Raw genomic sequence first — 22,227 nt, forward strand, 5'->3', positions numbered from 1 at the left:
ATTCTTCGACCGGTGTGCCCCGGAGCCCGCGGGGCGGACAATGGGCGGGAAGGGAGCGCGCCCCTGTGGACTGGTTCACCGCGTCCGACTACTGGCTGAGCCGGCTGGTCTTCCAGCGGGCGCTGGCCGGGCTGTACCTGGTCGCCTTCCTGACGGCGGTGCTGCAGTTCCGTGCGCTGATCGGCGAGCGCGGGATGCTGCCGGTGCCCCGGTTCGTGGAGCGGACCCCGTTCGCGCGGGCGCCCGGTCTGTTCCAGGTGCGCTACTCGGACCGGTTCTTCGCGGGGTGCGCCTGGACGGGCTGTGCGGTGTCGGCGGCGCTCCTCGCGGGGGTGGACTCCTGGCTTCCGCTGGGGGCCGGGATGCTGCTGTGGCTGGTGCCGTGGGCGTTGTACCTGTCGATCGTCAACGTCGGGCAGACCTGGTACGCCTTCGGCTGGGAGTCGCTGCTGCTCGAGGTCGGCTTCCTCGCGGTGTTCCTCGGCAACGACGAGGTGGCGCCGCCGGTGGTCGTCCTGTTCCTGCTGCGGTGGGTGCTGTTCCGGGTCGAGTTCGGCGCGGGGCTGATCAAGATGCGCGGCGACGCCTGCTGGCGCAGGCTCACCTGCCTGGACCATCACCATGAGACCCAGCCGATGCCCGGGCCGCTGAGCTGGTTCTTCCACCATCTGCCGAAGCCGCTGCACCGACTCGAGGCGGCCGCGAACCATGTCACCCAGCTGGTCGTGCCGTTCCTGCTGTTCGCTCCGCAGCCGGTCGCCACGGCCGCCGCCGCGCTGATGGTCCTCACGCAGCTGTGGCTCGTACTGTCGGGCAACTTCTCCTGGCTGAACTGGATCACGATCGCGCTGGCCCTGTCGGCGGTCGCGTTCCCCGTGTCGGTGTTCCCCGCCGGCCCGCCGGACACGGCCGGCGCCCCGCTGTGGTACGTGGTCGTCGTCCTGGCGGTGTCGGCGCTGCTGCTCGCCCTCGGCTACCACCCCGTGCGCAACGTGCTCTCCCGCCGCCAGGTGATGAACCGGTCCTTCGACCCGCTCCACCTGGTCAACAGCTACGGGGCGTTCGGCAGTGTCAGCCGGATCCGCTACGAGGTGGTGATCGAGGGCACCGCGGACGACAAACCCCGGAAGGACTCGGACTGGCGGGCGTACGAGTTCCGGGGCAAACCGGGTGATCCCCGGCGCTGGCCACGCCAGTTCGCGCCGTACCATCTGCGGCTCGACTGGATGATGTGGTTCGCCGCGCTGTCGCCGTCCTACGCCGGGCCGTGGTTCGGCGCGCTGGTGGAACGGCTGCTGGAGGGGGACCGCGACACGCTGCGGCTGCTGCGCGGCTCCCCGTTCCCGCCGGACGCGCCGCCCCGGTACGTACGCGCCCGGCTGTTCCGCTACCGGTACACGACCTGGCGCGAGCTGCGGGAGACGGGGGCGTGCTGGGAGCGGACGCATGTGCGCGAGTATCTGCCGCCGACCCGGCTGACGGGGGCGGTTCACAGAGCGTAGACGCGGGTGGCGGTGGCGCCGAAGACCTCCTCTCGTCCGGTGGCGTCGAGGTCCGCGGTCAGTGTGCGGGCGGCGGCCAGGACGTCGCCGTAGGACGCGGCGAGGGTGCACACCGGCCAGTCCGAACCGAACATCAGCCGTCCGGGACCGAAGGCGTCCAGGACGACGTCGGCGTACGGGCGCAGCTCGTCGACGCTCCAGGTGGCCGGGGCGGCCTCGGTGACCAGGCCGGAGAGTTTGCAGACCGTGTTCGGCAGCGCGGCCAGGGCGCGGACGTCACGGGCCCAGGGTTCGAGCCGGCCCGAGGCGACGGGCGGCTTGCCGGCGTGGTCGAGGACGAAGGTGAGCCGGGACAGCGAGGCCGCCGCGCGGACGCAGGCGGGGAGCTGGTGGGGCTGGACCACCAGGTCGTAGACCAGGCCCGCGTCGGCGACGGCGGCGAGGGAGCGCTGCACGTCGGTCCGCAGCAGCCAGCCGGGATCGGGCTCGCTCTGGACCTGGTGCCTGATGCCCTTCAGGAACTGTCCGCCGGGCTGTTCGCGCAGCCGGGCCAGCTCGTCGGCGAGGCCGGGGCGGGTGAGGTCGGTCCAGCCGACGACCCCGGCGACCAGGTCGTGCGCGGCGGCCAGGGCCAGCAGTTCCGGGGTCTCCTCGTCGACGGTGACGGTCTGGACCAGGACGGTGCGGCGCACACCGGCCGCGCGGGCCTCGGGAAGCAGGTCGTCCATCGTGAAGTCGCGTCGCAGGGACCGGAGCCGGGGGCCAGCGATCCAGTCCTGGTCGCGGACGGACAGGTCCCAGACGTGGTGGTGCGTGTCGACGACGACCGCGTCGGGAGGCAGGTCGGCAGGGGTCACGGCGACTCCCCCGCCCGTTCCTCGGCCGGGACGGGGGCCTCGGGCGGCAGAAGGCCGGTGGTGCGCAGCTCCTGCCACAGGGCGGCGGGTACGGGGGCGGTGAACTGGTCGGCGCAGTCGTGGACTTCGGCCGCCGAGCGGGCTCCGACCAGGACGCTCGCGACAGCCGGGTGGGCGGCGCAGAAGGCCAGGGCGGCGGCGCGCAGGGTGGTGCCGTGGCGTTCGGCCGCCCGGTGCAGCCGCCGGGCGCGGTCCAGCAACTCCTGTGGCGCGCTGCCGTAGTCGTAGGTGGCGCCCGGCTTCGGGTCGGCGAGCAGGCCGGAGTTGAAGGCGCCGCCGATGACCACGGAGACGCCGCGTTCCTGCGCGGCGGGCAGCAGGTCTCCCAGCGCGCTCTGGTCGAGCAGGGTGTGGCGGCCCGCGCACAGGACCACGTCGACGTCGGTGTCGCGGACGAAGCGGGTGAGCATACGGGTCTGGTTCATGCCCGCGCCGATCGCGCCGACCACGCCTTCGGAGCGGAGCCTCTCCAGCGCCGGATAGCCCTCACGGAAGGCCTGTTCGGCGTGGTCGTCGGGGTCGTGGAGGTGGACGACGTCCACGCGGTCGAGGCCGAGGCGCTCCAGACTGGCCTCCAGACCGCGCCGTACTCCGTCGGCGCTGAAGTCCCAGACCCTGCGGTGGGTCGCGGGCACGGCGAATCCGTGGGCCAGGTCCTGTGGAGGCCCGTCGCCGCCGGCGCCGGCGGGTTCGAGGAGGCGGCCGACCTTGGTGGACACCGTGTACCGGCTGCACGGGAGGGCGCGCAGGGCGGCGCCGAGGCGGCGTTCGGACAGGCCGAGGCCGTAGTGCGGGGCGGTGTCGAAGAAGCGGATGCCGCGCTGCCAGGCGGCCTGCACCGCCTCGTGCGCCGTGTCCTCGCCGACCTCGGTGTACAGGTTGCCGATTCCGGCGGCGCCGAAGGCCAGGGGGGTGACCTCGACGCCGCTGCGGCCGAGCCGGTTCACCGGGCGGCCGGGCGCAGCCGCAGGCCCTGCATGCCGCCGTCGACCGCGAGGGCTGTTCCGGTGGTGGCACCGGACAGCGGGCTCGCCAGGTGGGCGATGGCCGCGGCGACCTCGGTGGCCGTCACGAGGCGGCCGGTGGGCTGGCGGGCCTCGAGTGCGGCGCGTTCGGCGGCGGGGTCGTCGGCCGCGTCGAGCAGGCGGCCGATCCAGGGCGTGTCGACGGTGCCCGGGGTGACGCAGTTGACGCGGACGCCCTCGTGGACGTGGTCGGCGGCCATGGCGAGGGTCAGGGAGTGGACGGCGCCCTTGGTCGCGCTGTACAGGGCCCGCTGGGGCAGGCCCGCGGTGGCGGCGACGGAGCAGGTGTTGACGATCGCCGCGTGTGCGGACGCCCGCAGGTGCGGCAGGCAGGCGCGGGCGGTGCGGACCATGCCGAGGACGTTGACGTCGAAGACGTGGTGCCACTCCTCGTCGGAGTTGGTCTCGACGGTGCCCCGGGCACCGATGCCGGCGTTGTTGACCAGCACGTCGAGCCCGCCGAGGCCGGTGACGGCGGCGGCCACCGCCGCGCGCAGCGAGGCGTCGTCGGTGACGTCGGCGCGGTGTCCGGTGAGGGGCGCCGCGACGCCGGACGGGTCCAGGTCGAGGACGGCCACCCGGGCGCCGCGCGCGGCGAGGAGGTCCGCGGTGGCCCGGCCGATGCCGGAGGCGCCGCCGGTCACCAGGGCCGTCAGCCCTTCGAAGTCGCTCATGCCGCCCGCTCCTTCTCATGCATCGTGCCGGACGGGTCCGTACCGGGCCGGGTGCCCGGGTCGGCGGCCCAGAAGGCACCGTCGGGGTAGGTGTACCGGGCCAGGGACTCGGGCCGCATGGCGGCCGAGAAGCCCGGTGCGGTGGGTGCCGTGTAGTGACCCCGGCGGATCACCACGGGGTCGAGGAAGTGGTCGTGCAGATGGTCGACGTACTCGATGACCCGGTCCTCGGTGGTGCCGGAGAGGGCCACGTAGTCGAACATCGACAGGTGCTGCACGAGTTCGCACAGCCCGACGCCGCCGGCGTGCGGGCACACCGGCGCTCCGTACTTGGCGGCGAGCAGCAGGATCGCGAGGTTCTCGGGGACCCCGCCGACGCGGGCGGCGTCGATCTGGACGATGTCGAGGGCGCCGGCCTGGAGGAACTGTTTGAAGACGATCCGGTTGGGGGCGTGCTCGCCGGTGGCCACCTTCACCGGGGCGACGGCCCGCCGGATCGTCGCGTGGCCGAGCACGTCGTCGGGGCTCGTGGGCTCCTCGATCCAGTACGGGTCGAACGCAGCGAGCGCCTTCGTCCAGCGGATCGCCTCGTCCACGTCCCAGCGCTGGTTGGCGTCGATCGCGATGCGGATGCCGGGGCCGACGGCCGCGCGGGCTGCCCTGCAGCGGCGGATGTCGTCCTCGATGTCGGCGCCGACCTTGAGCTTGATCTGGCGGAAGCCGTCGGCGACCGCGCGGACGGCGAGCCGGGTCAGCTTGTCGTCGTCGTAGCCGAGCCAGCCGGGTGAGGTGGTGTACGCGGGGTAGCCGTGCGCCAGCAGCCGGGCCGTGCGTTCCCCGGCGCCCTCACGGCCACGGCGCAGGAGGGTCAGGGCCTCCTCGGGGGTGAGGGCGTCGGTGAGGTAGCGGAAGTCGATCTGCCGGACCAGCCATTCGGGTTCGGCCTCGGCGAGCAGCCGCCACAGCGGTCTGTCCGCGCGTTTGGCGGCCAGGTCCCAGACGGCGTTGACGACCGCGCCGATCGCCATGTGCATCACGCCCTTCTCGGGTCCCAGCCAGCGCAGCTGGCTGTCGCCGGTCAGGTCGCGGTTCAGGACGGCGGGGTCGGCGCAGAGCTCGTCGACGGGCCGGCCGACCAGGTGTCCGCGCAGCGCCTCGATCGCGGCGACCTGTACGTCGTTGCCCCGCCCGATGGTGAACGCGAATCCGTGCCCCTCGTGCCCGTCGGCGGCGTCGGTGCGCAGGACGACGTAGGCGGCCGAGTAGTCGGGATCGGGGTTCATGGCGTCGGAGCCGTCGAGTTCGCGCGAGGTGGGGAACCGGACGTCGTACGTGTCGACGGCGGTGACACGGGCGGGGGTCGGGGGCACGAAGGGCCTTTCGGTGGGTGGCAGAAGCGGCACGTGGTCGTTCCTGGCGCATATTTATCAGACCACTTACCGGATGCGACACCTCCGAGGCGCGATTTCTCCCCCTCTGCACCCTCAGTGGTCCGACCACCATGAGGGCTAGACTGCGCGCACCGGCGACGGGAGGAGGGGCGTGGACGCGACCGCGACCGGGGACACGGGCACCGGCCCGGCCCCGCGGAAGGGCACCGTGACGCAGCGCGCCATCGAGCGGATCAAGGAGATGATCCGCGAGGGGCGGCTGCAGCCGGGCGAGCGGCTGCCCACCGAGCGCGATCTCGCCGTCCGGCTGGGCATCTCCCGCAGTTCGATGCGGGAGGCCGTCCGCGCACTCACGGTGCTGGGCGTGCTCGAGGCCCGGCACGGCTCGGGCATCTACGTGACGCGGCTGGAGGCCGGTGACCTGCTGGAGACCTTCGGGGTCGTGGCGGACCTGTCCCGGGGGCCGCGCCTGGTCGAGCTCCTCGAGGTGCGCCGGGCGCTGGAGTCGACGGCGACCGCGCTGGCCGCCGCGCGGATCGCACCGGACCAGCTGGCCGAGGTCGCCGGGCACCTGGCCGCGATGAACGCCACCGACGACCCGGAGGAGATCCTCGCCCACGATCTGGCCTTCCACCGCGAGATCGCCGCCGCGGCGGGCAACGGGACGCTGGCCGCGATCCTGGACGGTCTGTCGTCCCGCACCTTCCGGGCCCGGGTCTGGCGCGGCTACCAGGAGGAGGGGGCCTTCGCCCGTACCCGTCGCGAGCACGCCGCGATCCACCGCGCCCTGGCCGCCCGCGACCCGGAGGCCGCGCGAGCGGCGGCAGCGGCCCACGTGGGCGAGGTCGAGCAGTGGCTGCGCTCCCAACTGGACGGCTGAGCAGCCCGGTTGTTGCGGTGATCGGCTGCGCACCACTATGGTCGGCCGGGTGACTGCCGGGTCGGCCTTGGGCCACACACGAAAGACGCTCCCGGCCTCGGCGTGAGCCAGGCGGGGGTGTCCCCGCTCGCGCCCGGCCGAGGACGGCGCTCCTCCCGCGCCCCGCCCTCCTCTCCGCGTTCCTTTCCCGCTCCCCGCCGCGCCCCGCGCGGCGTCCCCGACGGAAACCGACCCCCGGAGACCAGACAGCCATGCCCGAGACGTCCACCACGACCGTCCAGTTGGACCACACCGTCGTCCTCGCCCGCGACCGCCGCCTGTCGGCGGAGTTCCTCGCCGTGATCCTGGGGCTGGAGGTCGGCGCCCCCTTCGGCCCGTTCCTGCCCGTCGACCTGGGCAACGGCGTGACCCTCGACTACTACGAGCAGCGCGACGAGCCCATACAGTCGCAGCACTACGCGTTCCTCGTCCCCGAGGACCGGTTCGACACGATGATCGCCCGCCTGGGGGCGGTCGGGGTCACCTACTACGCCGACCCGCACCACACCGAACCCGGCCGGATCAACCGCCTCTTCGGCGGTCGCGGCGCCTACTTCGACGACCCGGACGGCCACAACCTGGAGATCATGACCCGGCCCTACGCCCGCCCCTGAGCCAGGCCGCCGGCCGGCTCACAGCGCCCGGTACATGACGTGCAGACCGACCCGTCCGTGCCGGGGGTGCTCGTACGCCCCGGGGACCGTCCCGAGGACCGTGAAACCGAGGGAGGTCCACAGCCGTACGGCGGGGTTGGTCTCGACGACGGCGTTGAACACCATGCCCCGGTAGCCGGCCGCGCGGGCCTCGTCCAGCAGGTGCCCGGCGAGGGCGCGGCCGTGTCCCCGGCCGGCGTGGTCGGGGTCGACCATGAAGCCGGCGTTGGCGATCCGGGCCGCCGGACCGCCGTAGTTCGGGGTGAGGTAGGCGGAGGCGACGACCGCTCCGGCGCCGTCCTCGACGACGTACACCTGTTTCGCCGGGTTCATCCACAGGACCCGGGCGGCCTCCTCGGAGGTGTCCGGGTCCCAGGTGTACGTCTCGCCCGCGGCGACGATGCGGTGCCAGAACGGCCATATGCGTGGCCAGTCGTCGGCGACTGCTTCCCTGATCGGCATGGACGCGAGTCTGGCACGCTCCCGCACCCGGCGGTCACGCGGGGCGGGGAGGGCGGGTCCGGCGTCAGTCGACGCTGGGCAGGATATGGGGCTCGGCGAGGTCGTCCTCGTAGCCCGCCAGGCGGATCGGGGCCGACCTGGCCCACACGTCGAGGCTGCCGAGCTCGCCGGCCGGACGGCCCGCTCGCTCGGGGCGTTCCTTGACGGGCTGCTCCGCGTTGGTCTTCTCCGGTGTCACCGCGCACTCCTTATGTGTCGGTCACCCTCGGGACGTGCCGCGCCGGTCCTGCCGCGCCTGCGTCGTACGTCCGCCCGGGCATGAGGGGAAAGCCGTTCGGACGCGGTGGCGCCGGTTGATCGTAGGAGAGCAGGCCGCTGTGAAGCGGCGTGTCCCATGACGGACCGGTGGGTGTGGGTAGGACCCTTTACTGCTGCCCGTCCGCCTCAGATTAGCCAAATGAGCGGACCCCTGCTCGATGGGGCTGAAAACTCGATGTAACGATCTCCTGCCGGACCGTACTCGTTCCACCCCCATATGCCGCTATTTCACCATCGGAGCCGCTGCAACCGATCACTCGATCGGACTACAGGGGTGTCCACGTTTTCGAGAAGGTCGCACGATCACGGCGCAGTTCAGGTCCTGTTGGCCGGCACGCAAGCTCGTCATGGTGGTCTGCCGTACGGCAGAACGGCTGTCTTCCAGGAGGACCGGCGCATGGAGCTGCGCAGTGTCGAGGAGCTGATGGACCTGCTGTACGCCTGCCGGGGCGCCCGGGACGTCCCGGTTCCCGGCGGGGCCCCGGTCGACGCGTACGACCATGCCCTGCGGACCGCCGCGCTGCTGCGCCGGAGGCGCCCCGCCGACAAGGAGCTTCAGGCGGCGGGGCTGGTCCTGCCGGTCGGCCGGCTGCTGCAGCCGGGCGGGCCCTCCGACCGGGCCGCGGACGCGGTGCGCGCGCTGCTCGGCGGGCGGGTGGCGGAACTGGTCCGCCACCGGCCCCGGCACGGTCTCCGGGGCGAGGAGGACGACCTCCTCGCCCTGCGCACGGCGGACGAGGAGGCCCGTACCGCCTGCTTCGACGCCGGGGTCCTGGAGGACTGGCGCACGGTGCTGGAGCTGCTGGCGGCCCGCACCTCCCGGCTCGGCGCGGTGGACTGACTCCCCGCCGCCTCCGCCGGACGCCGGGCGGCCGCGTCACCACCTGCCGGGCGCGTAGTCCTTCAGGAAGACGCCGTACAGGTCCTCGCCCGCCTCGCCGCGCACGATGGGGTCGTAGACGCGGGCCGCGCCGTCGATCAGGTCCAGCGGGGCGTGGAAGCCGGCGTCCGCGAGGCGGATCTTGTCGGGGTGGGGGCGCTCGTCGGTGATCCAGCCGGTGTCGACGGCCGTCATCAGGATGCGGTCGTTGTCGAACATCTCCTGGGCGCTGGTACGCGTGAGCATGTTCAGGGCGGCCTTGGCCATGTTGGTGTGCGGGTGGCCCGCGCCCTTGTAGCCGCGGTCGAAGACCCCCTCCATGGCGGAGACGTTCACGATGTACGTCCGCTTCGCCGCGGCGGCCGCCATCGCCGGGCGCAGCCTGCTGATGAGCAGGAACGGCGCCGTCGAGTTGCACAGCTGGACCTCGAGCAGCTCGACCGGGGTGACCTCCTCGACCGTCTGCACCCAGCTGTTGGTGTCGTGCAGGTCCGGAACCAGACCGCCCGCGTCGATCGCGGTGCCCGCCGCGATCCGCTCCGGGGAGGCCGACCCGGAGACCAGGGCGAGGCCGGTGACGTCCTGCGCGGTGAGCGCGCCGGAGCCCGCGACCGGGAGCTCGGCCACCGCGCCGGAACCGAAGCCGCCGATCACCTCGGCGGCGGGCAGCTCACCGGCGGGCAGCGGCGCGGACTCGGCGGCGACCAGCTCGCCGTAGGCCTGCGGGGAGCGCCGTACGGTCTGCGCGGCGTTGTTGATCAGGATGTCCAGCGGACCGGCGGCGGACACCGACTCGGCGAGCGCGACCACCTGGGCCGGGTCGCGCAGGTCGATGCCGACGATCTTCAGCCGGTCGATCCACTGGTCGCTGTCGGGCTGCGCCTTGAAGCGGCGAACGGCGTCGTTCGGGAAGCGGGTCGTGATGGTGGTGTGGGCACCGTCGCGCAGCAGCCGCAGCGCGATGTACATGCCGATCTTGGCCCGGCCGCCGGTGAGCAGCGCGCGCTTGCCGGTGAGGTCGGCGCGGGCGTCCCGGCGGCTGCGGTTCTCGGCGGCGCACTTCTGGCAGAGCTGGTGGTAGAAGTAGTCGACCTCGACGTACCGCTGCTTGCAGATGTAGCAGGAGCGGGGGCGCTGGAGTATCCCCGCGATCGTGCCCTCCTCGGTGCGGGACGAGGGCAGGATGCCTTCCGTCTCGTCGTCGATGCGCTCGGCGGAGCCGGTGGCGGTGGCCTCGGTGACCGCCTTGTCGTGGGCGGTCTTGGCGGCCCGGCGCTCCTGGCGGCGGCGCTGCTTGACCATGCGGTAGATGTGCGAGGTGGCGCGGCGGACCGTGATCGCGTCCGGGTGGTCGACGTCGATCGTGTCGAGTTCCGCGAGCACGTCGAGGCACACGGCCAGCCGCTCCGGGTCGATGCCGGGCCCGTGCGCCACCACGTCCTCGCGCGCCACGGTGTCCCCGTGGGCCGCCGTGTCCGTGGCCCGGGGGCCGTCCTCTGTCACCGTCATCGCCGTTGCCGTTCCTGGTCTGCCGTGGCGGCGCTCCGGTCGCGCCCGCTGTCGAACGGGCGATTTTACGGAGCACCGGGCCGCAGCGCCAAACCCGTACCGGCCTGCGGCCGGGGTCGCGGACGGTGAGGGGCGCGGTGGTGGACGGTGAGGGGCGCGATGGTGGACGCGGCGACGGCCGGTCAGGCGTCGCACGCGGTGAGGAGCGTCTCCACCTCCTCGGTCACCGCGGCGGCCAGCCGGTCGAGGTCGGGGACGGCGGTACCGTCGGCGACCAGTCCGTAGTGGACGTGTCCGCGGTAGGTGGAGACGGCGACCGCCAGGGAGTGCCCGGGAGCGAGCGGCGCGAAGGGGAAGACGGAGCCGAGCGGGTCGCCGCCGAGCCGCAGTCCGAAGCCGGGCAGCGGCACGCTGGTGACCAGGACGTCGAACCAGAGCCGGGCCGCCTGGCCGAGCAGTGGTCCGCCGAGCCGGTGGCCGAGCGGCGGAACGTGGTCGGCGAGCAGGGCGACGGCGCCGGCGCCCCGGTTCGGTCCCGCGTCCTTGTTGCGGTCCATGGCGGTGCGCACCAGGGCGAGACGGGCGAGCGGTCGCGCCTCGTCGACCGGAAGCCTCGTCAGGTAGCCGGAGAGCCGGTTGCCCTGGGGATGCGCGGTGCGGGGACGGCGCCGGGAGACGGGGACGAGGGCTCGCGGGGCGACACCCTCACTGCCGTCGCCGCGCTCGTCGAGCCAGCGGCGCAGGGCGCCGGCGACGACGGCGATCAGCACGTCGTTGACGGTGCCGCCGACGCTCTTGCGGATCCGGTGCACGTCGTCGAGGTCGAGGACCACCCCGGCGGTGCGGCGGGTGCCGCTGGGTTCGCAGGTGAGCGCGGGCGACGAGCGCACGTCGAGGGTGGAGCGGGCGACACAGGCGCCGATGTCCAGGGCCCGGCCCGCGTCGGACAGGGCTCCGCGGACGAGGCCGGGCACGTCCCGCACGTCCGGGAGCAGTCCGCGCGGGGGCGCGGCGGGGCGCGGCCGGGGGGTGGGCAGGTCCATCGGGTCCATCAGGGCCGCGGCGAGGGTGAGGGCCCGCAGTCCGTCGGCGAGGGCGTGGTGGAACTTGAACAGGACGGCGAAGGAGACGCCGCCCTCCCCCGGCAGCACATGGGCCTCCCAGGGCGGCCGGGTGCGCTCCAGGGGGCGTCCCATGAGCCGGCCCGCCGCCGCGTGGAAGTCGGCGGCGGGGGCGTGCAGCCGGACGTGGTTCAGCGGATCGAAGCCGGGGTCGGTCTCCCGTTCGGCGCCGCCGAAGGCGAGCGTCTGGCGCAGCGCGGAGCCGAGCGGCCGGCGGAGGGCGGCGCCGAGCGCGGTGGCGGACGGGCGGCGCAGGACCGACGGGGAGGAGGGGCCCCAGGCCAGGGGCCGCCACACGTCGCGGATGCGCATGCGCAGGCCGGGCACGGCGGCGGCGCGGGCGGCGAGCAGATCCGCGGCATGGGCGGCCGCGGCGGGCGAACGGGCCGAGAAGACCCCGAGGGCCCCGAGATGCATGGGGTGCTCGGCGGACTCGATGTTCCAGAACGCCAGGTCGAGAGGAGCGAGCGGGTCTGCGTTCACGGGCTTGCCTCGCGTCGACGACGGGGGGACCAGCAGTCAACCGTCCGTGACCGATTACGGTCAAGTACGATCACGCCACACACAGTTAACATCAGATTACGTCTCCGCCCCTCCCGCCGGTTCGGCGGGAGGGGCGGAGCCCGGGGGGCGGACGGGGTCACCGCCGTCCGGCCGGGACCTCCCGACGGAGCGTCAGAAGGCTTTCCCGGAAAGCCGTACCGGGCGGCATCCGGCGCGCCCTTCGGGAGGGAACCCGCAACGGCACCCGGGGCACGAACGCCACCCGGACGGGTGCGGGCCGCCGGAGGAACCGCTCACCTCGCGGCGCCCTGTGCCGGGCACCCCGCGGGCCGCGCGCGCGAGGCGTCCCGGATCAGGGCGTCATGGGCGGCCCTCACCCGGGCGACGTCCGGCTTCAGTACGCGCCGGTCGTAGGTGAGCAGGCCGTTCAGCTCGCCCTCCACGTCCGAGATCTGCGTGTACACGGCGCCGTTGCTGCCCCGGCAGACCAGGGCCCGTACCTCGTCGAGCTTGGTGAGGTAGTCCTCGGTGTAGGTCTCCGGGTCGACGTCGACGTACGACTGCTGGACCGCCCAGGCGTGGCCGGGCACCGCGAGGCCGAGGCCGCCGTACTCACCGGTGACCAGGGCGCGCCGTCCGTCCGGGCCCGGTGGGAGCGCCGGGCTGGGATAGCCGTGTTCGTCCATGATGTCGCCGGCGTTGCCGTCGGCGCCGAGGTTGAGTCCCGACTGGTTGTTGACCAGGCGCGACGGATCCCAGGCCTTGGCCTGTTCGGCGATGCGGCCGATGTCGTACTGGCCCCAGCCCTCGTTGAAGGTGACCCACATGACGACGGACGGGCTGCTGAGGTGCTCGTCGATCATCTGCTTCATCTCGCGCTCGTAGCGGGCGCGGGAGGAGGCGTCGGGGTTCACCCCGGCCCTCATGGAGGGCATGTCCTGCCACACCATCAGTCCCAGCCGGTCGGCCCAGTAGAACCAGCGGTCCGGCTCGACCTTGATGTGTTTGCGCACGGAGTTGAACCCGAGTTCCTTGTGCACGCGCAGGTCGTACGCGAGAGCCTCGTCGGTGGGTGCGGTGTGCAGACCGTCGGGCCAGAAGCCCTGGTCGAGGGTGGCCATCAGGAAGACCGGTTCGCCGTTGAGGACCGTACGCGGCACCCCGTCGATCTCCTCGACGGCGATCGAGCGCATCCCGAAGTAGCTGCCGACGCGGTCGGCGCCGACGGTAACCTCGAGCCGGTACAGGAACGGGTCGTCGGGGGACCACAGCCGCGGGTCCGCGATCCTCAGGTCCAGCGGCTCCCCGGTGCGGCCGGTCGCCGTGGCGACCCTGCGCCGTCCGTCGTAGGCGGTCGCCCTGACGGGTACGCCGTCGCGGACGCCCGCCGCCTCCACGGTGAGCCGTTCGCCGGGCACGTCGGGCACCAGCTTCAGGGAGTCGACGTGATCACGGGCGACCGGCTCCATCCAGACCGTCTGCCAGATGCCCGAGCTGGGCGTGTACCAGATGCCGCTGGGGTCCAGGCGCTGCTTGCCGAGCGGCGGGTTCTCGCCGTTCGCGGCGTCGGTGGGGTCGTACACGCCGACGATGAGTTCCTGGCTGCGGCCGGGCTTCAGCGCGTCGGTGACGTCGGCGCTGAATTTGTCGTACCCGCCCTCGTGGGCGGCGACCTTCGTGCCGTTGACGTACACCTCGGACCGCCAGTCGACCGCGCCGAAGTTCAGCCGCAGCCGCTTGCCGGAGCCGATGCGCCAGTCGCGGGGGACGGTGAAGGTGCGGCGGTACCACATGCGGTCCTCGTGCCGCTGGATGCCGGAGAGCCGGGACTCCACCGGGTACGGGACGAGGATGCGCTCCCCCAGCGTCTTCCCGACGGGCGGCCGCTCTCCCTCCTCGGCGGCGGCGAACTGCCACTGCCCGTTGAGGTTGCGCCACTGGTCGCGGGTGAGCTGGGGGCGGGGGTACTCGGGGAGGGCGTTGTCCGGGCCCACTTCCTCGGCCCACTCGGTGGCGAGTTCGTGGGTGGAGCGGTTGGGCCCGCTGCTCATGAACACGTCCACGGGGTTGCCGTCGGCGGTGGCCAGGCCGCCCCGGCCGTCGTAGCGGACGTCGGCGGTTCCGCGCGCGGTGCCCGTCCTGTTGCCGACGACGGGTTCGCCGAGCGTGACGAGCAGGGCCCTGGGGTCGGCCGGGTCCCGCTCGGCGCCGGTCAGCGGCCACTGCGCACCGCCGATGACCGCGTCGACGTGGTCGGTGAGTTCGGCCGGGGGCTCGGCGAGCGGGCGCGGGAAGTCGAGCTTCAGGGTGCGTCCGGATCCGAGGACGGTGGCGGCGAGGGCGCCGTCGTAGTCGAAGCCGTCCGGCAGCCGGAACGCGGACTGCGGTACGGCTTCCTTGGTGCCGCCGGGCTCGGTCCAGCGCAGGTGGAGGTTGGAGCCGCCGTAGTGCTCGAAGTACTCGACCTTGATGTCGTGGGCCCGGCCGGCGGTCAGCTCGATCGGCTCGGCACTCTGTTCGCGGTCCCAGTCGTCGACCCAGTGGTCGATGGCGAGCCGGCCGTCGACCCACAGCCGGAAGCCGTTGTCTCCGATGATCGAGAAGGTGTGCGCGCCGGTCTCCTCCGGCACGATCTTCCCGGTCCAGCGGACGCTGACGTCGTCCGACCGGCCGGTGGTGAAGTTCAGCCGCGGCTCCAGGTTGTCGAAGTCGAGGTGCGGGTCGAAGGCGGTGGCCTTGAGCTCGTGGAAGTCGAAGGCGCCGGAGGCGGACTGCGTGTAGTACTCGCCCTTCAGTCCGTGGATCTCCACCGGGTCGTCCTCGGCCGCGGTCGCGGCCGGGCCGGTGGCGGTGAGCCCTGTGACTCCCAGCGCGGCGGCCAGGAACAGGGTGAAACGGTCTCTGAGTCGTCCGATGCGCACGGATCCTCCGTCTGTGAGGAAGGTGACGGCTCTCTGCTCGGTTCGCGTGCTCAGTGCTCGGTTCGCGTGCTCGGTGTTCTGTTCTGTGCGTTGTGTGTGGCTGTACAACGTTGTCACGAACAGTACTTGGCATAACAGCACGGTTTCCGCCGCTCGTCCAGGGACATGACAAAGGCCCCGGTGGTCGCACCGACCGGGGCCCGCCCCTCCCGCACCACCGCGCCCGTCCTGCCGGCGGGCGCGGGCGCTACGGCACCAGTTGTCCCTTGCCGAGGGCGATCACCCCGCTCTTGGAAACCGTGTACAGCTCCGCGTCCCGCTCCGGGTTGACGCCGATGGTCGCGCCGGGCGGTACCTCCACGTTCTTGTCCAGGACGGCACCGCGCACCACCGCGCCCCGTCCGATGTGCACGTTGTCGTGCAGTACCGAGCCCTGGACCACGGCCCCCTGGTCGATCACCACACCCGGTGACAGCACGGACCGGGTGACCTGGCCGCGGATCAGGCAGCCGGCGCTGATGATGGACTCGCCCGCCATGCCGCCGGCGTTGAACCGGGCCGGCGAGAGCTGGCCGGAGTGGGTGTAGACGGGCCACTGCCGGTTGTAGAGGTTGAAGGCGGGGCGCTCGGCGATCAGGTCCATGTGGGCCTCGTAGTAGGCGTCCAGTGTGCCGACGTCCCGCCAGTAGCCCTGGTCGCGGCTGGTCTCGCCGGGCACGTGGTTGGAGCTGAAGTCGTAGAGACAGGCCTCGCCCCGCTCGGTGAGCTGGGGCAGGATCGAGCCGCCCATGTCGTGCACCGAGTGCTCGTCCTCGGCGTCCCGCTGGAGCGCCTCGACGAGGGCCTTGGTGGTGAAGACGTAGTTGCCCATGGAGGCGAAGACGCGCTGGGGGTCGCCCTCGAGGCCCGGAGGATCGGTGGGCTTCTCCAGGAAACGCTCCACGGTCCGGCCGTCCGGGCCCGGGGTGATCACGCCGAAGGAGGAGGACTCGGCGCGCGGCACCCTGATCCCCGCCACCGTGACGCCGGCACCGCTTTCGATGTGCTGGGCGAGCATCTGGCGCGGGTCCATGCGGTAGACGTGGTCGGCGCCGAACACCGCCACGTACTCCGGCCGCTCGTCGTACACCAGGTTCAGCGACTGGAGGATGGCGTCGGCGCTGCCCAGGTACCAGCGCGGGCCGAGCCGCTGCTGGGCGGGGACGGGGGTGACGTAGTTGCCGAGCAGGCTGGACATCCGCCAGGTGGTGGTGATGTGCCGGTCCAGCGAGTGCGACTTGTACTGGGTCAGCACGCAGATCCGCAGGATGTCGCCGTTGACCAGGTTGGACAGGACGAAGTCGACCAGCCGGTAGGTGCCGCCGAAGGTGACCGCCGGCTTGGCGCGGTCGGCGGTCAGGGGCATCAGACGTTTGCCCTCGCCGCCCGCCAGCACGATTCCCAGGACCGAAGGACCACCACGACGCACGGCCGCTCCCCTCACGCCGAATTTCCCCATCCATGCCCCCGGGCGGCTGCCGCTAAGCCTGTTTGCGGATCTCCTCGTAGAGCAGGACCGTACGGCGGGCCACCGCGTCCCAGCCGAACTCGCCGACCGCGCGCTCCCGCCCGGCCCCGCCCATCCGCCGGGCGGCCTCCGGGTCGCCGACGACGGAGTCCAGAGCCCGCGCGAGGCCCTGCTCGAAGGCGTCGTCCACGGGGACGAGCACTCCGGTCACGCCGTCCTCCACGACCTCGGGAATGCCGCCGACCCGCGAGGCGACCACGGGGGTGCCGCAGGCCATCGCCTCCAGGTTGACGATGCCGAGCGGCTCGTACACCGACGGACACACGAACGCGGCGGCATGGGTGAGCAGCTGGACCACCTCGGGGCGCGGCAGCATCTGCGGGATCCAGTGCACGCCCGCGCGCACCCGGCTCAGTTCCTCGTACAGCTCGCGGAACTCCCGCTCGATCTCCGGGGTGTCGGGGGCGCCCGCGCAGAGCACGACCTGCGCGGCCGGATCGATGCCGCGCACCGCCCGCAGCAGTTGGGGCACGCCCTTCTGCCGGGTGATGCGGCCGACGAACAGGACGTACGGCCGGGACCGGTCGAGACCGATCCGGTCCAGCGCTTCGGTACCGGGGTCGGGCCGGTACAGCCGGGTGTCGATCCCGTTGTGCACGACGTGCACCCTGGCCGGGTCGAGGGCCGGGTAGCAGCCGAGGATGTCCTCGCGCATGGCGGCGGAGACGGCGATCACCGCGTCGGCGGCCTCGACGGCGGTGCGCTCGGCCCACCCCGACAGGGCGTAACCTCCGCCGAGCTGTTCGGCCTTCCAGGGACGCAGGGGTTCCAGCGAGTGGGCGGTCATCACGTGCGGAATGCCGTACAGCTCCTTGGCGAGGTGGCCGCCGAGGTTGGCGTACCAGGTGTGGGAGTGGACGAGTTCGCGGCCCTCGAGCGCCGCCGCCATGGCGAGGTCCACGGAGAAGGTGCGCAGCGCGTCGTTGGCGCCGTCGAGGGCGGTCCAGGGGCGGTGGCGCCGCACGCCGTCGGTGCGGCCCTCACCCCAGCAGTGCACCTCCAGGTCCACCAGGGGGCGCAGTTCCCGGGCCAGGAACTCGGCATGGACGCCCGCGCCGCCGTACACGTCCGGGGGGTACTCCCGGGTCAGTAGTCCCACTCGCACCCGCGGACCCCCTGTCTGAAAGGACGTTGCCCTCATGGTCACCCGGACGGGGCGCCCGGGGAAGGGCGTCCCGGGCGGGACCACGGAACCGGGCGGTACCGCGGAGTGTTCCGCGGTACCCGGAGTACCGCGGGAATGCCGGCACGAAGCCCCCCGGGGGAAGCCGTCAGGGTCCGTCCGCCCCGTCGTCCTCCCGGGTACCCACCCAGGGGATGACGGGGGCGTCTTCGTACTCCATCGGCAGTAGGACTCATTGGGTGCTCAGGGACGACGACGGGAACACCGGAAAAAGGCATCGTGTTGTCCATGAAAGCCGACTGTTCGCCGCGCCGGGGTCGGCGCCCCGGTCTCCCGCAGAGGAGCTGCCGATGAGCGCCCTCGCGTTGTCCGTGCTGCTGTCGTTCGTCTCCGCCGTGGCGTACGCGGGCGGAGCGATCGTGCAGGAGCGGGTCGCGGTCTCCTCACCCGGTGAGCAGTACGCGCCGCTGCGCCGGCCGGCCTGGTGGGCGGCGGTCGCGCTGAACGGCCTCGGCGGTCTGCTGCACGTGGTGGCGCTCGCCTACGGCCCGCTGAGCGTGGTCCAGCCGCTGGGTGCGCTGACGATCGTGTTCGCGCTGCCGATGGCGGCGCTGTTCGTCGGCCGCAGGGCGGGAGCGACGGCGTGGCGCGGTGCCCTCATGGCGACCGTCGGTCTCGCCGGTCTGCTGTCCCTGGTCGGCGCGTCCGACGCGCAGTCCCTCGACACCGGCCGGCGGGTGGCGGTGGCGCTGACCACGGCTGTCGCGGTCGTCGCCCTGATGGTCGCGGCCCGGACCGCGCAGCGGCACCCGGCGGTGCGCAGCATCCTGCTCGCCGTCGCCTCCGGTATCGCCTTCGGCATGTCGTCCGTCTTCACCAAGACCGTGGCGGTGGACTGGGCCGACGGCGTCTCGGCGGGGGACGTGCCGTCCCTCGCGGTGATCGGTGTGCTGGCCACGGCCGGCCTGCTGCTCTCCCAGGCCTCCTACCGGGGCGCCGGACTCGCGGCTCCGCTGGCCACGCTGACGGTGGTGAACCCGGTGGTCGCGGCGGCGGTCGGCCTCACGATGTTCGGCGAGACCTTCCGCTACGGCGCGACCGGCACGGCGCTCGCACTGAGCTGCGGCGTGGTGGCGGCCGGCGGTCTGATCCTGCTGACGACGGAGCGGCTGGCCCGCGAGCAGCAGCAGGCGGGGAGCGCCGGGGCGAACTCCCCGGTGGAGCCGGCCGGCTCGAGGTCTTCCCTGGTCGCTGCGGTCGCCCCGGCGGCTGCGGGTGGTGCGGTTGCCGGCCCGGTCGCTCCGGCGGTGGGGGTCGCGAGGGCCGGAATGGCGGCCGACGGGCAGTTCTCGAGGACGGCGGGTGCCGATTCGCTGTCCGGTTCCGTCGAGCGACTGCTGCACTCCGAGCTCGCCCGGGACGTACGTGCACGGGTGCCCGCCCCGGCCGCCGCGGGCTGCGCCCCGGCGGTCGGGGCCGCGAGGCCGTTGCCGCCGGCGTTCGCGTACGCGCCCTTCCACGGCGGCCCGTACCTCCCGACGCGCGTGCCGGACCGGCACCGCACGCGCGTCACATCCTGACGCCGCCCGCCCTCAGGTAGGCGACCGGGTCGATGTCCGATCCGAAACCGGGCCCCGTCCGCACCTCGAAGTGCAGATGCGGGCCCGAGCTGTTGCCCGTCGAGCCGGACCGGCCGATGCGCTGGCCCGCGGCGACCGACTGGCCGCTCCTCACCGAGATCGCCGACAGGTGCGCGTACTGGCTGTAGCGGCCGTCGGCGTGCCGGACCACCACCTGGTAGCCGAACGAGCCCTCCCAGCCTGCACTGACGACCGTGCCCTGCGCGACCGACTTGACGGACGTGCCGGTGGGCACGGGGAAGTCGACACCGGTGTGGTAGCCCTTCGACCAGGAGGAACCTGCCTGGTGATACGGCGTGCCCAGGGCGGCGGCGACCGGGGCCACGTGCGTGCCGCTCTTCTGGGTGGCGCGGTCCGCCCGTTCCTCGGTGCGCTGCGCGGGGGCTTTCTTCTCCGGCGCCTTCTTTTCGGGCGCCTTCTTCTCCGGTGTCCTGCTCCTGGATTTCTTGTTCTTGTCGGCCGTGTCCGCGGGTTTCGGGACGGGGCGGGCCGGTGCGGCCTTCCCGCCGGGCAGGGTGAGCCGCTGGCCGGGCAGGATCAGGTCGGGGTCGGTGCCGACGGTCGCGCTGTTCGCGTCGTACAGCCCGCGCCAGCCGCCGCGGACCCGCTCCTCCTCCGCGATGCCGGAGAGGGTGTCGCCGTGGACCACGAGGTACATCTCGGCGCGGCCCGCGCGGGACTGGGGGGTGTTCTGCGGCTTGACGTCCTCGACGGTGGTGGCGGTGCCCGTGCCGTTGTTGCCGCCGGTCTTCGCGTCGGGCTTGGCGTCGCTCTTCGCGTCGGCGCTGCCGGAGCGGCCGGCGGACGGGCGGATGTCGGGTGCGTCGCCGCCCCGGGTCAGTCCGGCCCGCTGCGAGCACGCCGGCCAGGCGCCGGGCCCCTGGCCGTCCAGGACCTTCTCGGCGATGGCGATCTGCTGGTCCTTGGTGGCCAGGTCCGCGCGCGGCGCGTACCGGGTGCCGCCGAAGGCCTTCCAGGTCGACTGGGTGAACTGGAGTCCGCCGTAGTAACCGTTGCCCGTGTTGATGTCCCAGTCGTCGCTGGACTCGCACGCGGCGACCTTGTCCCACGTGTCCACGTCGGCCGCCTCGGCGACCCCGGTCCCCAGAAGGGGAAGCGCCATTCCGGCACCACCCGCGGTGACGGTGAGCGAGGCCCGGTTGATCCTGTTCGGCTGGTACCGGCGATGCCGACCGCGCACGGCCATGGAGCCCCCCTCGACAACGCGTCAGAAGTGGCCAAAGTAAGCGTTGCGAACTGGCCGTGACAAGACGGCTATCAGCCGCGCGGATGCGCCAAGTGGCCGGTACTTTTCGTCCGTTGCGCCCCGCTTGGCGCCGTCGCCCGGCATGCTTCCGGCCGGGCGCGGCGCGTACGCCGGACACGTACGCGTGTGCCGGAGGGGCCCGGACGAGCCCGGAGCGTACGTACACGGGCGCGGACGAGTGATGAGTACGAAGAGGGCTCCCGCCCGTATGGGGCGGCGGGATGTCGTACGACCCGCGTGTGCGGACACGGTCACGGCACGTCAGGATGGTCGACGGGGGCCGGCCGGGCAGCGACCGGCAGCACCGACATCCCGGCAGTACCGATACCAAGGTCACTAGGAGTCAACCCAATGAGCAGTTCAGCGCAGATCGGCGTCACGGGTCTCGCGGTCATGGGCCGCAACCTCGCGCGCAACTTCGCCCGCAACGGCTACACGGTCGCGGTGCACAACCGGACGGCGGCGCGTACGCACGCCCTGGTGGAGGAGTTCGGGCACGAGGGCGGCTTCGTGGCGGCCGAGACGGCGAAGGAGTTCGTGGCGGCGCTGGAGCGCCCGCGGCGGCTGGTCGTCATGGTGAAGGCCGGTGAGCCGACGGACGCGGTGATCGAGGAGTTCGCGCCGCTGCTGGAACCCGGTGACATGATCATCGACGGTGGCAACGCCCACTTCGCCGACACCCGGCGCCGTGAGCGCGCGCTGCGGGAGCAGGGCATCCACTTCGTCGGCACGGGCGTCTCCGGTGGCGAGGAGGGCGCGCTCAACGGACCGAGCATCATGCCGGGTGGCTCGAAGGAGTCGTACGAGTCGCTGGGTCCGATGCTGGAGAGGATCTCGGCGAAGGCGGCCGACGGGGCGCCCTGCGTGACCCATGTCGGTCCCGACGGCGCCGGGCACTTCGTGAAGATGGTGCACAACGGCATCGAGTACGCCGACATGCAGCTGATCGGCGAGGCGTACCAGTTGCTGCGCGATGTCGCCGGGTACGCGCCGGCGCAGATCGCGGACATCTTCCGTACCTGGAACACCGGCCGGCTGGACTCGTACCTGATCGAGATCACGGCCGAGGTGCTCTCCCACGTGGACGCGGCCACGGGCAAGCCGTTCGTCGACGTGGTCGTCGACCAGGCGGAGCAGAAGGGCACGGGCCGCTGGACCGTGCAGATCGCGCTCGATCTGGGCGTGCCGGTCTCGGGGATCGCGGAGGCGGTGTTCGCGCGTTCGCTGTCGGGGCACGCGGCGCTGCGCGAGGCCTCGCGCGGGCTCGCGGGTCCGACGGCCGCGCCGCTCGGCGAGGCAGAGGCCGCGGCGTTCGCGGACCGGGTGGAGCAGGCGCTGTACGCGTCGAAGATCGTGTCGTACACGCAGGGCTTCCACGAGATCGCCGCGGGCAGTGAGGAGTACGGCTGGGACATCGACCTCGGCGCGGTCTCCGCACTCTGGCGCGGCGGGTGCATCATCCGTGCGGCCTTCCTGGACCGTATCCGCGCCGCATACGACGCCCGTGCCGATCTGCCGAGCCTGCTGTCGGACGAGACGTTCGCGCGGGAGATCGCCGACGCGCAGGACGACTGGCGCGAGGTGCTGGTCGCCGCGACCCGCCAGGGCGTGCCGACCCCCGGTTTCGCCGCGGCCCTCGCCTATTACGACGCCCTGCGCGCGGAGCGTCTTCCGGCCGCGCTCACCCAGGGGCAGCGGGACTACTTCGGCGCGCACACCTACCGGCGCACCGACCGCGACGGGTCGTTCCACACGCTGTGGGGCGACGACCGCAGCGAGGTCACCGCGTAGGCGGAGGATCCCTGACGGGCGCCCGGCGACGTGGTCGGCGGGC

At 72.8% G+C, this 22,227-nt stretch carries 18 protein-coding genes; 6 read left to right on the forward strand and 12 right to left on the reverse strand.

The window, feature by feature from the left end; genetic code table 11:
* Positions 1-65: 65 nt before the first annotated feature.
* Positions 66-1,502 carry a lipase maturation factor family protein gene (locus TU30_RS08870; protein ID WP_042166832.1) on the forward strand — a complete coding sequence of 479 codons (1,437 nt, stop codon included), beginning with the start codon at positions 66-68 and terminating at the stop codon, positions 1,500-1,502.
* Here TU30_RS08870 and TU30_RS08875 read toward each other — a convergent pair.
* From TU30_RS08875 to TU30_RS08890, 4 genes are read right to left on the reverse strand one after another with little or no spacing between them, the layout of a single operon-like run.
* Complete coding sequence (locus tag TU30_RS08875; protein WP_234307812.1) at positions 1,490-2,359, reverse strand: amidohydrolase; 870 nt, start codon at positions 2,357-2,359, stop codon at positions 1,490-1,492. The two genes, TU30_RS08870 and TU30_RS08875, sit on opposite strands and share 13 nt — an antisense overlap.
* Positions 2,356-3,366, reverse strand: a complete 1,011-nt coding sequence (locus TU30_RS08880) for an aldo/keto reductase (RefSeq protein ID WP_042166834.1) — start codon at positions 3,364-3,366, stop codon at positions 2,356-2,358. The genes TU30_RS08875 and TU30_RS08880 overlap by 4 nt, the downstream gene beginning before the upstream one ends.
* On the reverse strand, positions 3,363-4,118 hold the full coding sequence (locus TU30_RS08885; RefSeq protein ID WP_042166836.1) for an SDR family NAD(P)-dependent oxidoreductase: 756 nt from the start codon (positions 4,116-4,118) through the stop codon (positions 3,363-3,365). Before TU30_RS08885 ends, TU30_RS08880 begins: the two co-directional genes overlap by 4 nt.
* The gene (locus TU30_RS08890) at positions 4,115-5,488 is read right to left on the reverse strand and encodes an enolase C-terminal domain-like protein (RefSeq protein WP_042167157.1); all 1,374 of its coding nucleotides are present in this window, start codon (positions 5,486-5,488) and stop codon (positions 4,115-4,117) included. The genes TU30_RS08885 and TU30_RS08890 overlap by 4 nt, the downstream gene beginning before the upstream one ends.
* Positions 5,489-5,660: 172 nt before the next feature.
* Between TU30_RS08890 and TU30_RS08895 the strand changes: the two genes are divergently transcribed.
* Positions 5,661-6,389 carry a FadR/GntR family transcriptional regulator gene (locus TU30_RS08895; RefSeq protein ID WP_042166840.1) on the forward strand — a complete coding sequence of 243 codons (729 nt, stop codon included), beginning with the start codon at positions 5,661-5,663 and terminating at the stop codon, positions 6,387-6,389.
* 251 nt (positions 6,390-6,640) lie between these two features.
* Positions 6,641-7,042, forward strand: a complete 402-nt coding sequence (locus TU30_RS08900; protein ID WP_042166848.1) for a VOC family protein — start codon at positions 6,641-6,643, stop codon at positions 7,040-7,042.
* 18 nt (positions 7,043-7,060) lie between these two features.
* Here TU30_RS08900 and TU30_RS08905 read toward each other — a convergent pair whose 3' ends face one another.
* Both TU30_RS08905 and TU30_RS35260 read right to left on the reverse strand, forming a co-directional pair.
* A complete protein-coding gene (locus TU30_RS08905) occupies positions 7,061-7,543 on the reverse strand; it encodes a GNAT family N-acetyltransferase (RefSeq protein ID WP_042166851.1) in 483 nt (160 codons plus the stop codon).
* Between the two features lie 64 nt (positions 7,544-7,607).
* Complete coding sequence (locus TU30_RS35260; protein WP_107068403.1) at positions 7,608-7,781, reverse strand: hypothetical protein; 174 nt, start codon at positions 7,779-7,781, stop codon at positions 7,608-7,610.
* Positions 7,782-8,258: 477 nt separating this feature from the next.
* Here TU30_RS35260 and TU30_RS08910 point away from each other — a divergent pair, with 477 nt between their 5' ends.
* Positions 8,259-8,702 carry a hypothetical protein gene (locus tag TU30_RS08910; RefSeq protein WP_042166855.1) on the forward strand — a complete coding sequence of 148 codons (444 nt, stop codon included), beginning with the start codon at positions 8,259-8,261 and terminating at the stop codon, positions 8,700-8,702.
* A 36-nt stretch (positions 8,703-8,738) separates the two neighbouring features.
* On the opposite strand, the gene TU30_RS08915 is transcribed toward TU30_RS08910, so the two are convergent.
* The 5 genes from TU30_RS08915 to glgA all read right to left on the reverse strand — a co-directional run bounded on the left by TU30_RS08915 (position 8,739) and on the right by glgA (position 17,468).
* On the reverse strand, positions 8,739-10,250 hold the full coding sequence (locus tag TU30_RS08915; protein ID WP_042166857.1) for an SDR family NAD(P)-dependent oxidoreductase: 1,512 nt from the start codon (positions 10,248-10,250) through the stop codon (positions 8,739-8,741).
* Between the two features lie 182 nt (positions 10,251-10,432).
* Entirely contained in the window at positions 10,433-11,854 is a 1,422-nt protein-coding gene (locus TU30_RS08920) for a wax ester/triacylglycerol synthase family O-acyltransferase (protein WP_042166859.1), read from the reverse strand.
* A gap of 314 nt (positions 11,855-12,168) precedes the next feature.
* A complete protein-coding gene (locus TU30_RS08925) occupies positions 12,169-14,796 on the reverse strand; it encodes a glycoside hydrolase family 2 (protein WP_042166861.1) in 2,628 nt (875 codons plus the stop codon).
* 247 nt (positions 14,797-15,043) lie between these two features.
* Complete coding sequence (gene glgC, locus TU30_RS08930; protein ID WP_078878182.1) at positions 15,044-16,264, reverse strand: glucose-1-phosphate adenylyltransferase; 1,221 nt, start codon at positions 16,262-16,264, stop codon at positions 15,044-15,046.
* 52 nt (positions 16,265-16,316) lie between these two features.
* Positions 16,317-17,468: a glycogen synthase gene (gene glgA, locus TU30_RS08935; protein ID WP_042166865.1), complete on the reverse strand. Its 1,152-nt coding sequence runs from the start codon at positions 17,466-17,468 to the stop codon at positions 16,317-16,319.
* Positions 17,469-17,836: 368 nt separating this feature from the next.
* Here glgA and TU30_RS08940 point away from each other — a divergent pair, with 368 nt between their 5' ends.
* Entirely contained in the window at positions 17,837-19,066 is a 1,230-nt protein-coding gene (locus tag TU30_RS08940) for a DMT family transporter (protein ID WP_042166867.1), read from the forward strand.
* Here TU30_RS08940 and TU30_RS08945 read toward each other — a convergent pair.
* Complete coding sequence (locus tag TU30_RS08945) at positions 19,056-20,333, reverse strand: transglycosylase family protein (protein WP_042166869.1); 1,278 nt, start codon at positions 20,331-20,333, stop codon at positions 19,056-19,058. The genes TU30_RS08940 and TU30_RS08945 overlap by 11 nt on opposite strands.
* A 411-nt stretch (positions 20,334-20,744) precedes the next feature.
* On the opposite strand from TU30_RS08945, the gene gndA reads away from it, so the two are divergent.
* Complete coding sequence (gene gndA / locus TU30_RS08950; RefSeq protein WP_042166872.1) at positions 20,745-22,184, forward strand: NADP-dependent phosphogluconate dehydrogenase; 1,440 nt, start codon at positions 20,745-20,747, stop codon at positions 22,182-22,184.
* The last annotated feature ends 43 nt before the right edge of the window (positions 22,185-22,227 follow it).

Origin of the sequence: Streptomyces sp. NBRC 110035, from assembly GCF_000829695.1 — a bacterium.
Lineage (GTDB): Bacteria > Actinomycetota > Actinomycetes > Streptomycetales > Streptomycetaceae > Streptomyces.